The sequence below is a fragment of the Nocardioides sp. genome (assembly GCF_030149505.1).
In the GTDB taxonomy this organism is placed as follows: domain Bacteria; phylum Actinomycetota; class Actinomycetes; order Propionibacteriales; family Nocardioidaceae; genus Nocardioides.
Window position 1 is genome coordinate 1 of record NZ_JASBRN010000029.1, and the last position, 11,584, is coordinate 11,584.

The window sequence follows — 11,584 nt, forward strand, 5'->3', positions numbered from 1 at the left end:
CTCGAGGTCCTCGCCCGCTGCCGCGTCAACATCGTCCCCACCACCGAACCCGAGATCGGAGCCGACGACCTGCCCGCCCTGACCGCCTAATCCGAACTAGAAGGAACGCGAAGCGCTACACCACTCCCGGGGACTTGACCGATCTTGACAAATGTTCGTACTTGTCCATGTTGGCTGCATCTCGACAACAAGTGTCGAGATGCAGGGAAGATTGACGACGCGCCCGCGGGACAGTTTGGCGAGATCGGTCGATAAGTGGCTCGTCGTCAAGGTAGGCGATGGGCCCCGCCTCGTGGCCACGGCGGCCCGTCCGAATGGGGCCCCTTCACCGGAACACATCACCGGACGGGATAGACGGACGCCGGCCAGAGGCGCAGGCACGCTGGCCTGCGACATTCCCGTGGGAGGTTCGCTGATCGGGCGGCGTCCCCGGGGTAAGGGAGTCCGCGCGGGGCCTTCCCGGTTGCGGGCGCCGCTCCCCGGTCTCAATCTCCCCGTGTCCATCACCCACCTACGTGAAGCCTCGTTCCCTGAGGTGGGAGAACCAACCTGGCAGCCCTCGTGGCCTGGGAGCCCGGACAGCTCAATCGGATGACGTGAGGCCCCGGATGTTGGCACCGGGCGGTTGCCTTGCAGTCCGCTCACGCAACCACCTAGTGGTGCCAGCAGCCATGCCCCGCGACTTGGGCGTCTGGTGCACGGGGACCACGATCAGCGAAGCCTCACCCTCCAGGGACCACTTGATGGCGTGATAGACCGCTGACAGCGATTCGGTGCTGTCCACGGCGACCAGCCCGGGCGCCACAAGCCGAGCCTCGTGCCACGGCCCCTCCAGGTCAGGCAGGTCCTCCGAGGTCCAAGCGAGATACACAGTCATGCCTTCATCTTTCATGACATGTACGGATTCTTCTTGGCGTGATGCCTCCGCGCCCGCGCGGCAGCCTGACGGCACACCGGCCGCCCGCACCCAGCTCATGTCCGCTCGAGCCGCCGCGAGAGGTAGGGCGCGGTCGCGCTGCCCTCGGCCCTCGCGATGTCGGCTGGCGTGCCGGTCGCGACAACCCGACCGCCGGCATCTCCTCCGCCCGGACCGAGATCGATGACCCAGTCCGCGGTGGCGATCGCGTCGAGGTCGTGCTCGACGAGGACCACCGTGTTGCCGGCGTCGACGAGCCGGTGCAGCTGGCGCAGCAGCAGAGCGATGTCTGCGGGGTGGAGTCCGGAGGTCGGCTCGTCGAGCAGGTAGAGGGCATGGCCGCGGTGAGCGCGCTGGAGCTCGGTGGCGAGCTTGATGCGCTGTGCCTCCCCGCCGCTGAGCTCGGTCGCCGGCTGTCCAAGTCGCAGGTAGCCCAGACCCACCTCGCGAAGCGTCTGGAGGCTGCGTGCGGCGGCCGGTACGTCGGCCAGGAACGTGGCGGCGTCGTCGACGGACAGGTCGAGGACCTCCGCGATGCTCTTGCCGCGGTAGGTGATCTGGAGCGTCTCGGGGTTGTAGCGATCGCCGTGGCACGTCGGGCAGGGAGCGTAGGTGCCAGGCAGAAACAGTAGCTCGACGGAGACGAATCCCTCGCCCTGACAGGTCTCGCAGCGGCCCCCGGCGACGTTGAAGGAGAAGCGGCCGGCGCCGTAGCCGCGGGCCCGGGCCGCGTCCGTGGCGGCGTACAACTTCCGCACGGCATCGAACATACCCGTGTACGTCGCGAGGTTGGACCGCGGCGTCCGGCCGATCGGGCGCTGATCGACCAATACCAGTCGGTCGAACGACTCACGAGCAGTCGGGTCCTCGGCCAGGACCTGGGTGACCAGGGTCGACTTGCCGGACCCGGACACCCCGGTGACGGCGGTCAGCACGCACAGCGGGATATCGACAGACAGGTCGCGCAGGTTGTGGCGATGTACGCCGGTAAGTCGCAGCCAGCCCTGCGGGGCCCGCGCATCGTGCACGAGCCGCTCAGCGCGACCGAACAGGTAGGCGCTGGTGACCGACTCAGTCACGTCCTCCAGGCCCGCGACAGGGCCGCTGTGAAGCACTCGACCTCCGGCCTCGCCCGCACCCGGGCCGATATCGACGACCCAATCTGCTCGTCGTACGACGTCGAGGTCGTGCTCCACGACGAACAGTGTGTTGCCGGACGCCTTGAGGCGGTCCAGGACATCCAGCAGCGGCTCCGCGTCGGCCGGGTGCAGGCCGGCGAACGGCTCGTCCAGGACGTAGACGACTCCGAACAGACCCGAACGCAGCTGGGTGGCGATCCGCAGGCGCTGCGCCTCTCCGGGCGACAGCGTCGTCGAGCTCCGTCCCAGGCTGAGATAACCCAGGCCCAGATCGAGGAACACCTCGACGCGCGCGACCAGGTCAGTGCAGATCCGCGCCGCGACCTCGTCGGCACCCGCGGGCCGCTCAGCGACCGGACGCAGCAGAGCCACCAGCGCTGTGAAGGGCAGGTCGTTGACCTCGGCGATCGAACGCCCGAGAAAGGTCACCGCGAGGGCCTCGGGCCGTAGTCCACTGCCCTGGCAATCCGGGCAGGGCGCTTCCTCCACGAACCGCATGGCCCGCTCGCGCATCCGCTCGCTCGTGGAGTCGGCCAGCACGTGCATGACGTGGCTGCGCGCGCTCCAGAACTTCCCGTAGTAGCCGTGGTCGACGCGACCTGGTTCCGGCTCGATGAGCACCGAGGGCTGCTCGTCGGTGAACAGCAGCCAGTCGCGGTCCCGCTTCCTGAGACTGTGCCACGGCTTGTCGACGTCGATGCCGAGCCCCATCACGATGCTGCGCAGGTTGGCGCCCTGCCACGCGCCCGGCCAGGCGGCGATCGCCCCTTCACGGATGCTCAGTGACGGGTCCGGGACAAGCAGCTCCTCGGTGACGTCGTGGACGACGCCCAGGCCGTGGCAGCGCGGGCACGCGCCCGCGCTGGTGTTGGGCGAGAACGCCTCGGCCGCGAGGTGATCGGCACCAGCCGGGTAATCGCCGGCCCGCGAGTAGAGGATCCGCAGCAGGTTGGACAGCGTGGTGATGGTGCCGACCGACGAGCGTGAGGTGGCCGCGCCCCGGCGCTGCTGAAGCGCGACCGCAGGCGGCAGGCCGGTGATCTCCTGGACGTGCGGGGCACCGACTTGCTGCAGCAGCCGGCGCGCGTAGGGCGCGACCGACTCGAAGTAGCGGCGCTGCGCCTCGGCGTACAGCGTTCCGAAGGCCAGCGACGACTTCCCCGACCCAGAGATCCCGGTGAACGCCACCATCACGTTGCGAGGAATGTCCACGTCAATGTTGCGCAGGTTGTTCTCATTGGCACCGCGGACACGCACAAAGCCATCGGTCGCATCGGTGGTCACGTGCTGCCCCTGTCGGTCGCTCTCGGTTTGCTCTACAACAAAGTATTGCGTTCCCCGAAGAGTGCTTGAGACCCCCACGGCGAAACGGGCCCGCCCTCCGAAGCCCACTGTGAGTTGGCGTACGCAAGCATCAAGGTCGGCGAGTGGGTGAGGAGCACCGTATGCGCGACGATGATCTCGGCAATGCGGATGAGCAAGCAGCCGAAGACACAGCAGATCGGTCGGTCGGAACGCTGGAGTTGTTCTTCGACCTGGTCTTCGTCTACGCGATGTTGCAGGTCACTGTCCTGATGCTCGCGGACATCTCCTGGGCGGGGTTCGGCCGCGGGATTCTGGCGCTCGCTGCTGTGTGGTGGGCGTGGGCCTGCTACGCCTGGCTGACGAACACCTCCGACCACGACGGACCCGGGCCTCGCCTGCTGCTCTTTCTCGCGATGGCGGCCATGCTGATGGCCGCGGTCGCGCTGCCGCAGGCGTTCGGCGCGCGGGCGCTGGTCTTTGCGCTTGCATTCCTGGCGGTCCGACTGATCCACGTCGTGCTGCTGGCTCTTGACGTGCGGGGCGAGGCGGACGTGGGTTCGGCCGCGTTGCGACTAGTCGAGCTCAGTCCCGGTCGTGGATAGTCGGGCGAACTCCTCAAGCACCCCCTCACGGTGCTGCAGCGCCGCGACGGTGCGCGCCATCTCGTTATTGGCTGCATAGAGTTCGTGGGCGCGTCGGCGGTGGCGCTCGTGCACCTGCGCGTCCGCGAGCGCCGTCCCGAGGAGGTCGCCCAACCGTTCGATGACGAACAGTTGTTCGGGGTCGGGTCGGGTGGAGCTGCGAAGGACCAGTTGGCCGGGTACGCCGTTCGCGACCGTGACAGAGGTCGTAGACGTCCAGGAGTCGCCGTGGTCCTGCACGAACACCCGTTCACCGGTTGGGGGGATCGGTTCCGCCGGTCTCGTTGGCTCCCCGGGGGGCAGGGTGGTCCACTCCTGGTGACGCTGGAAGTTGACGTGAACCAAGGTGCAGCCGGTCGCCGACTCGACCCCACGCGCCAGGACGTCGATGACCCCGTCCACGTCATGACGTTGCAGCATCGTCAGCGACATCACCAGCAACTCATGGAGGCCGGTGAGGGCATGTTCCAGATCCAGCCCGTCGATGTCCGCAACAGTTCGGGTCGAGGCAGGCTCCAAGACACTCATCTCGCGATCCCTCGCCGACCCACCCCGGGTCCCTCCGTGACGTAGGGACCCGACAGGTCGTCGCGCTGAGCGGCGACACCTCGGTGCCTGCAGCACGGATGCATCCCGGGATCCAGTCCGAGTCCGTGAGAGCTCATCGGTCCTCGTCAACTCTCGGGGGCGGCGATACGCCCGGCCTACGCGCTGCACCTCGCCGGGGACACCGGCGCGGGCGTCGCCGACCACGAGTGGCCCGACCTCGTGCTGTTCCTCGGCGACCAGGTCTACGCCGACGACACCAGCGACGAGATGAAGGCCTTCATCGAGCAGCGGCGCCACCCGTCGGAGGCGCCGTGGTACGAGCTCCAGGACTACGAGGAGTACGCCCACCTCTATCGCCTGGCGTGGGACGACCCCGCCAACCGCTGGCTCCTCTCCACGCTGCCGAGCGCGATGATCTTCGACGACCACGACATCCGCGACGACTGGAACACCAGCGCGACGTGGCGGGCCCAGATGGAGGCCACCGACTGGTGGCACGACCGCGTCGTCGGCGGCCTCGCGTCGTACTGGGTGCACCAGCACCTGGGCAACCTCAGCCCGGCCGAACGCGCCGCCGACCCGCTGTGGCAGCAGGTCACGGCGCACGACGGGCCCGGCGAGCTCGACCTGACCGCCGAGGTCGACGCGCTCGCCGAGCGCGCGGACCAGGAGCCGGACAGCTACCGCTGGAGCTTCTGCCGCGACTTCGACACCCAGGCCCGGCTCGTCGTGATCGACTCCCGCGCCGCGCGCGTGCTGACGCCCGAGCTGCGCTGCATGCTCGAGGACGCGGAGATGGCCTGGCTCGACGAGCGGATGGTCGGCGACGTCGACCACCTGATCGTCGGCACCTCGCTGCCGTTCCTCCTCGCGCCGGCGCTGCACCACGTGGAGGCGTTCAGCGAGGCCCTGGCCCAGGGCCGGCTGGGCCGGTTGTTCAAGCCGCTCGGCGAGCGGGCGCGCCAGGGCGCGGACCTCGAGCACTGGGCGGCGTTCCAGGACGGCTTCCAGAAGGTCGGCCGGATGGTCGTCGAGGTGGCCGCGGGGGAGCGGGGGAGGGCGCCCCGGACGGTGACGTTCCTCTCCGGCGACGTCCACCACAGCTACGTCGCGCTGGCCGAGCCCGACCCGGCCAGCGGTCGCACGGCGCACAGCGCGATCGTGCAGGCGGTGTGCTCGCCGATCCGCAACCCGCTGCCGCGCGTGATGCGGGCGGCGACCGCGCTGGCGGCGTACGGCCGGACCCGCCCGACGGGCCGGCTGCTGGGCGGGAGGGTCCCGCGGAGCCCGTTGCGGTGGCGCCTGCCGCAGGGACCCCGGTACGACAACAACCTCGCCGTCCTCGAGCTGCGCGAGACCGAGCTGCACATGGCGTGGTCCCGCGGCGTCACCGACGGCGCGCCCGACCGCCCGACGCTCGAGCAGGTGGCGAGCGTGGACGTCCCGTTCCGGGAGTGAGGCCGGAGGGGAGCCGAGGCTGCTGGTCAGGTGTGGACGAGGTCCCGCGCCGGCTCGCAGTCGCAGGTCTCGGAGCAGGCGAGGTAGGTGTGCGCGGCGTGGCCGCAGCGGCCGCACGGCAGGTCGTGCGAGATCGGGCGGGCGTTGGTCTGGACGGTGTCCCACATGGCGATGACCCCCAAAGTCGTCTGCTCGACCGTAGGCGCCCGGGGCCGGGTGTGGGCTGCAACACACCGCGGATGACCCGGACGGGTCAGGGAGCCGGACCGCTCGGACGACGCGGCGGCCCCTAGGCTGCGGGCGTGAGCAGCCAGCCGGACCGCGCGATCCACGACGCCGAGATCGGCGGTCCCGGGGGAGCCCGGACGGTCTTCCTGCACGGTCTCTCCGGCCAGGGCAAGAACTTCACCCAGGTCGCCAAGGCGCTCGAGCCCGACCTGCACTCGCTCCTGGTGGACCTGCCCAACCACGGGCGCTCGGCGTGGACCGACTCGGTCGACTACGTCGACGTCGCCGACGCGGTCGCCGCGCACCTGCGCGAGGGGTTCGCAGCCGACGGACCGGTGCACGTCGTCGGCCACTCGATGGGCGGGAAGGTCGCGATGGTGCTCGCGCTCCGGCACCCCGAGCTCGTCGACCGGCTCGTCGTCGTCGACATCTCGCCGACCGCGAAAGCCGGCACAGGGGAGTTCGAGCACCTCCTCGACAGCCTCGCGCGGCTCGACCTCGACGCCGTCGACCGCCGGGCCGACGCCGACCGGCTGCTGACCGCCGACATCCCCGACGACCGGGTCCGCCTCTTCCTGCTCCAGAACCTCCGCTCCACCGACACGGGCTTCCGGTGGCAGCCCCACCTGGCACTGCTGCGGGCCGAGCTCCCGACCATCGGCGACTTCCCGGACAACTCCGACCTCGGCGACGGCACCTTCGACCACCCGGTGCTGTGGCTCGCCGGCGAGCGGTCGCCGTACATCCGTCCCGAGCACGACGCCACGATGCGCCGGCTCTTCCCACGCACCCGCCTCGTCACAATCAAGGGCGCCGGCCACTGGGTGCACTCCGAGCAGCCCGAGGCGTTCGTGTCCGCGCTGCGGGTGTTCCTCACCGCCTGACCTGACGGACGGCCGCCGGGTAGCGGGAACCCTCGAGGAGGGGGTCGTCCAGACCGCCGACGATTCGCCTGCGGCCCCCGCCCGCGCCGCCGTGACCGACGACGCCAACTGCGACGCGCTGCACCAGGACCTCACGTACGGCGTCGCGCGCTCGAAGAAGGCGGCCGACGCCCAGGCGTGGTGGACTGAACCGCGTGGACGACGACGCACGTGCTCGTTCCGGCCGCGCGCTGGTCCGGCCGTACGTGCTCGCCGTCCCCTGGACCTGGGCGCCGGTGGTGCTCGGTGTCGCGGTCCTGCGACTGCTCGCGCCGCTCGAGTGGGCCCCCGAGTGGGCCGGCGTCGCGTGGCTGCTCTCCCTGCTGCTCGCCGTCGTCGTGACGGGGGTGGCCTTCGCGCTCATCGCGCTGGGCCAGGCCTCCGACGCGGCGGACCGCTGGTGGGACCGCCGCAGGAGCCGTCCGGGCGCAACCGACGGGCACCGCAGGTAGGGGATCCGGTCGATCGGGAGTCCGGGCGCGCCCCGCGGTCGCGCGGCGCGCCCGGACTGCTCCGGCCGGTGCGGTCAGGGCTGGAAGACCACCTTGACCATGCCCTCCTCCTTCTTCTGGAAGTGCTCGTAGGCCTGCGGGGCCTCGGCGAGCGGGAGGTGGTGGGTGGCGAACGCGTCGACCCCGAACGGGTCGTCCTCGACCAGCATCGCGAGCAGCTCGCCGGTGTGGGCGCGGACGTTGGCCTGGCCCATCCGCACCTGGACCTGCTTGTCGAAGAGCTGGAACATCGGCATCGGGTCGACCGCCCCGCCGTACACGCCGGAGATCGACACGGTGCCGCCGCGGCGGACGGCCTCGATGGCGGTGTGCAGCGCGGCCAGCCGGTCGATGCCGGCCTTCTTGAGCATCGGCTCGGCGATCACGTCGGGCATCAGGCCCACGAACTTCTGGACGCCCTGGGCGCCGGGCGAGCCGTGCGCCTCCATGCCGACGGCGTCGATGACCGAGTCCGCGCCGCGTCCGCCGGTCAGCTCCTGGACGACCGAGGCGACCCCGCCGACCTGGGCGGCCTCGTCGAGGTTCAGCGGCTCGGCGCCGAACGCCGCGACCCGGGCGAGCCGCTCGGGCACCCGGTCCACGCTGATGACGCGGTAGCCGGCGCGCACACCCATCCGCGCGGCCATGTCGCCGATGGGACCCGCGCCCATGACCAGCAGGGTGCCGCCGTCGGGGACGTCGGCGTACTTCAGGCCCTGCCAGGCGGTCGGCAGGACGTCGGAGAGGAACAGGAACCGGTCGTCGGCGTGCTCGTGCGGCACCTTGACCGGCAGGAAGTTGCCGAACGGCACCCGCATGTACTCCGCCTGGCCGCCCGGGACCTGGCCGTAGAGCTTGGAGTAGCCGAAGAAACTCGCGCCGGTGCCGTGCTCGGGGTTCTGCGTGGTCTCGCACTGGCTGTAGAGGTGCCGGTCACACATCCAGCACGAGCCGCACGAGACGTTGAACGGCACGACGACGCGGTCGCCGACCGCGAGCTCGGTGACGCCCGGGCCGACCTCCTCGACGATGCCCATCGGCTCGTGGCCCACGATGTCGCCGGGTTCCATGAACGCCGCCAGCGTCTCGTAGAGGTGGAGGTCGGATCCGCACAGACCGGTCGAGGTGACCCGGATGATGATGTCGGTCGGTTCCTCGATCCGCGGGTCCGGCACCTCGGTGACCTGCATGTCGTGCGTGCCCTGCCACGTGACTGCCTTCATGGAACGACCTGCTTCCCAGTTGCTCGATCTCAGATTCCGGTGCGGTGGCCGGACGGTGTCCGGCCACCCGGGTCCGGTACCCGTCATCACGCTTCGATAAACGCCGATAACTGACCGTACCCCTTGCGCTGTGCACGCGACGTAGCGAGTTGTGCACTCGACCCAAGTGGGCCCCGGGGTTTGGACCTGGCGTGCCCATGACTTCCTGCTGGTCGGCCGCGAGCGTGGAGGGGTCAGAGTGCCCCCACAACGATTGGAGATTCGCATGAAGGCTGTCGTGTATCAGGGACCCCGAGACGTCGCAGTCACCGATGTTCCGGACGCGAAGATCGAGCGACCCACTGACGTGCTGGTCAAGATCACAACCACCAACATCTGCGGCTCGGACCTGCACATGTACGAGGGGCGGACCTCCTTCGAGGAAGGCCGGACGTTCGGCCACGAGAACATGGGAGAGGTGGTGGAGGTCGGTCAGGGCGTGGAGAAGGTCAAGGTCGGTGACCGGGTCGTGCTGCCGTTCAACATCTCGTGCGGGTTCTGCAAGAACTGCGAGCGCGGGCTCACGAACTACTGCCTGACGACGCAGCCTGACCCGTCTGCCGCTGGTGCGGCCTACGGATTTGCAGACATGGGCCCGTACGGCGGCGGGCAGGCAGAGCTGCTCCGGGTGCCCTTCGGCGACCACAACGCGCTGCGCCTGGGCGAGGACGCGGACGACAAGGAGAACGACTACGTCATGCTCTCCGACATCTTCCCCACCGGTTACCACGCCACCGAGATGGCTGGCGTGATCCCGGGGCGACAGCGTCGTGATCGCCGGGGCCGGTCCGGTGGGTCTGATGGCTGCGTTGTCCGCGGCGATCAAGGGCGCCGCGAAGGTCATGGTGGTCGATCGCCACCCCGACCGGCTCGCGCTGGCCGAGCAGATCGGAGCGATCGCCATCGACGACTCCAAGGTCGACCCCGTGCAGGCTGTGCTGGACGAGACCATGGGGCTCGGAGCCGACCGTGGCTGCGAGTGCGTGGGCTACCAGGCCCACGACCCGCAGGGGAACGAAGACCCGGCTGCCACCTTGAACATGCTCATCAACTCGGTGCGTTTTACCGGCGGGATCGGCACCGTCGGCGTGTTCGTCCCCGAGGACCCGGGGGCCAAGGGCGAATTGGCCAAGCAGGGCAAGGCGGCCATCGACTTCGGCACCCACTGGTTCAAGGGACAGACCATGGGCAACGGTCAGTGCCCGGTCAAGAGGTACAACCGCCGGCTGCGTGACCTGATCGCGGCTGACAAGGCGAAGCCGTCCTGGATCGTCTCCCACGAGATCTCGCTGGATCAGGCTGCCGACGCCTACAGGAACTTCGACTCCAGGTCCGAGGGTTGGACCAAGGTCGTCATCAAGCCCGGTATGTCAAACGGAAAGAAGGCAAACTGATATGGCAGCAGATCTTCAGGGCAAGAGGGTCGCGATCCTCGCCGCCGACGGCGTCGAGCGCGTTGAGCTCGAGCAACCCCGCGAAGTACTGGACCGCGCGGGCGCTCAGACCGAGGTCCTCTCGATCCACGACGGCGAGATCAAGGCCCGTAAGAACGACCTGGATGAAGCGGGCACGTTCACCGTCGACGGGCTGGTCGCCGACGCCTCGGTGGGCGACTACGACGCCCTGCTGCTTCCCGGCGGTACGGTGAACCCCGACCAGCTCCGGGTCGACGAGGGCGCCGTTTCCTTCGTCCGCGACTTCGTCGAGAGCGGCAAGCCAGTGGCGGCGATCTGTCACGGTCCGTGGACGTTGATCGAGGCCGGCGTGGCCATCGGTCGCACTCTGACGTCGTACCCGAGCATTCGCACCGACCTGCGCAATGCCGGCGCGAACGTCGTTGACCAGGACGTGGTGGTCGACAAGAATCTCATCACCAGCCGCTCGCCGGAGGACCTGCCGGCGTTCTCCGAGGCGATCGTTTCCCAACTCGCGGGCACCACGACAAAGGAAGAGGAGAAGTCATGAGTGTGACCAAGGGATTGCTGGTCAGGTTTGACGCGTTGCCCGGCAAGGAGGACGACGTGGAGGAGTTCCTTGACAGCGGCCGTGCGCTTGTTGAGGAAGAGCCGGCGACCACCGCGTGGTTCGCCATCCGCCTCGGGTCGACCTCGTTCGGGATCTTCGACGTGTTCCCCGATGACGCCGGACGTGACGCTCACCTGTCCGGCCCTGTGGCGGTAGCTCTCGGCGAGCAGACCGGTGCGTTGTTCTCCGAACCGACGATCGAGAAGCTCGACGTACTGGGCTCCAAACTCCCCGCCTGACACCAACAGAGCGGGAGTACTGACCCAGACATGAGGGGTCGCTGCGCGCGGTGACTTCGGGCTGACACAGTCCGTTGACGTCGTGGCAGCGGCCCCTTGTCTTGCGGCCTATCGCACATCCCTAACAGATCGAGGAACCGCGATGACAGGAACTGACGACGACGTTGCCACGACGCGTTCACCCGAGGTAGCAGTGATCGGGGGCGGGATCGTCGGTCTGTCGACGGCGTACGCGCTGCGGGAGCAGGGCGTACCGGTGCGGTTGTACAGTGGAGTCCAGCAGAGTGGTGTACGACGGACCTGAGTGAGCGCGTGCCTGCAACGTAGGCGCGGCCACCAGGTGGATCCTTCGAGTGATCTCTCACAACCGACTCGAAGAAGGACACCTTGATGACCGCTGTGCCCAGT

The 11,584-nt window shown here is 69.1% G+C and carries 12 protein-coding genes and 1 pseudogene; 9 read left to right on the forward strand and 4 right to left on the reverse strand.

Going from position 1 to position 11,584, the window contains the following annotated elements; genetic code table 11:
• Nucleotides 1-972 precede the first annotated feature (972 nt).
• The gene (locus tag Q1V71_RS05695; protein ID WP_300641582.1) at nt 973-3,339 is read right to left on the reverse strand and encodes an excinuclease ABC subunit UvrA; all 2,367 of its coding nucleotides are present in this window, start codon (nt 3,337-3,339) and stop codon (nt 973-975) included.
• Nucleotides 3,340-3,500: 161 nt separating this feature from the next.
• Between Q1V71_RS05695 and Q1V71_RS05700 the strand changes: the two genes are divergently transcribed.
• Nucleotides 3,501-3,962, forward strand: coding sequence for a low temperature requirement protein A (locus tag Q1V71_RS05700; protein WP_300641584.1), 462 nt, complete (start codon nt 3,501-3,503; stop codon nt 3,960-3,962).
• On the opposite strand, the gene Q1V71_RS05705 is transcribed toward Q1V71_RS05700, so the two are convergent.
• The gene (locus Q1V71_RS05705; RefSeq protein WP_300641586.1) at nt 3,933-4,529 is read right to left on the reverse strand and encodes a hypothetical protein; all 597 of its coding nucleotides are present in this window, start codon (nt 4,527-4,529) and stop codon (nt 3,933-3,935) included. The genes Q1V71_RS05700 and Q1V71_RS05705 overlap by 30 nt on opposite strands.
• 240 nt (nt 4,530-4,769) lie before the next feature.
• Between Q1V71_RS05705 and Q1V71_RS05710 the strand changes: the two genes are divergently transcribed.
• A complete protein-coding gene (locus tag Q1V71_RS05710; protein ID WP_367280126.1) occupies nt 4,770-6,008 on the forward strand; it encodes an alkaline phosphatase D family protein in 1,239 nt (412 codons plus the stop codon).
• 26 nt (nt 6,009-6,034) lie between these two features.
• Here the strand turns inward: Q1V71_RS05710 and Q1V71_RS05715 are convergent, their stop codons facing one another.
• Complete coding sequence (locus tag Q1V71_RS05715) at nt 6,035-6,175, reverse strand: hypothetical protein (protein WP_300641588.1); 141 nt, start codon at nt 6,173-6,175, stop codon at nt 6,035-6,037.
• 135 nt (nt 6,176-6,310) lie between these two features.
• Between Q1V71_RS05715 and Q1V71_RS05720 the strand changes: the two genes are divergently transcribed.
• Both Q1V71_RS05720 and Q1V71_RS05725 read left to right on the forward strand, forming a co-directional pair.
• Nucleotides 6,311-7,120, forward strand: coding sequence for an alpha/beta fold hydrolase (locus Q1V71_RS05720; RefSeq protein WP_300641590.1), 810 nt, complete (start codon nt 6,311-6,313; stop codon nt 7,118-7,120).
• 194 nt (nt 7,121-7,314) lie between these two features.
• Nucleotides 7,315-7,611, forward strand: a complete 297-nt coding sequence (locus tag Q1V71_RS05725) for a hypothetical protein (RefSeq protein WP_300641591.1) — start codon at nt 7,315-7,317, stop codon at nt 7,609-7,611.
• Between the two features lie 74 nt (nt 7,612-7,685).
• Here the strand turns inward: Q1V71_RS05725 and Q1V71_RS05730 are convergent, their stop codons facing one another.
• Nucleotides 7,686-8,873 (reverse strand): alcohol dehydrogenase catalytic domain-containing protein, encoded by a 1,188-nt coding sequence (locus tag Q1V71_RS05730; protein ID WP_300641593.1) that lies wholly within the window; start codon nt 8,871-8,873, stop codon nt 7,686-7,688.
• 394 nt (nt 8,874-9,267) lie between these two features.
• On the opposite strand from Q1V71_RS05730, the pseudogene Q1V71_RS20025 reads away from it, so the two are divergent.
• The 5 genes and pseudogenes from Q1V71_RS20025 to Q1V71_RS05755 form a co-directional block, all read left to right on the forward strand.
• Nucleotides 9,268-9,498, forward strand: a pseudogene (locus Q1V71_RS20025) (alcohol dehydrogenase catalytic domain-containing protein); the annotation flags it as partial.
• A gap of 184 nt (nt 9,499-9,682) precedes the next feature.
• Entirely contained in the window at nt 9,683-10,306 is a 624-nt protein-coding gene (locus Q1V71_RS05740; RefSeq protein ID WP_300641595.1) for a zinc-binding dehydrogenase, read from the forward strand.
• A 1-nt stretch (nt 10,307) separates the two neighbouring features.
• The gene (locus Q1V71_RS05745; protein WP_300641597.1) at nt 10,308-10,877 is read left to right on the forward strand and encodes a type 1 glutamine amidotransferase domain-containing protein; all 570 of its coding nucleotides are present in this window, start codon (nt 10,308-10,310) and stop codon (nt 10,875-10,877) included.
• Entirely contained in the window at nt 10,874-11,176 is a 303-nt protein-coding gene (locus tag Q1V71_RS05750) for an antibiotic biosynthesis monooxygenase (RefSeq protein WP_300641599.1), read from the forward strand. Before Q1V71_RS05745 ends, Q1V71_RS05750 begins: the two co-directional genes overlap by 4 nt.
• Before the next feature lie 142 nt (nt 11,177-11,318).
• Nucleotides 11,319-11,480, forward strand: a complete 162-nt coding sequence (locus Q1V71_RS05755; protein WP_300641601.1) for an FAD-dependent oxidoreductase — start codon at nt 11,319-11,321, stop codon at nt 11,478-11,480.
• Nucleotides 11,481-11,584 lie beyond the last annotated feature (104 nt).